Source organism: Oleiphilus sp. HI0086 (assembly GCF_001635225.1).
In genome coordinates this window covers 1-321 of the sequence record NZ_LWFZ01000314.1, presented here as the reverse complement: position 1 = coordinate 321, position 321 = coordinate 1, and the positions used below count along the sequence as shown (strand labels likewise).

General features: G+C 47.7%; 1 protein-coding gene. It reads left to right on the top strand.

Annotated elements, in window-relative coordinates; all coding sequences use genetic code 11:
- Positions 1-107: 107 nt before the first annotated feature.
- A partial coding sequence (locus tag A3756_RS03920) for an NAD(P)/FAD-dependent oxidoreductase (RefSeq protein ID WP_255376504.1) occupies positions 108-321 on the top strand: 214 nt, incomplete at its 3' end.

The following is a 321-nucleotide window of genomic DNA, read 5'->3' as shown; positions in this document are numbered from 1 at the left end:
AAAAAAGCGGAAACTAAAAACTGCGCTCTGGTCCAGCTAAACAGGCTTAACATCAGGACGCTATATAACGTATATGCACGAGGAGACCTATTGTGGAACGTGAATCGATGGAGTTTGACGTACTCATTGTCGGCGGTGGCCCCGCTGGATTATCAGCAGCCTGTCGTCTAAGACAAATCGCTGAAGAGACTGGTAATGAAATCAGCGTATGCGTTGTAGAAAAAGGATCTGAGGTTGGCGCCCACATCCTGTCTGGCGCAGTTCTAGAACCAACAGCGTTAAATGAGCTGTTCCCTAATTGGAAAGAAATGGGCGCACCAT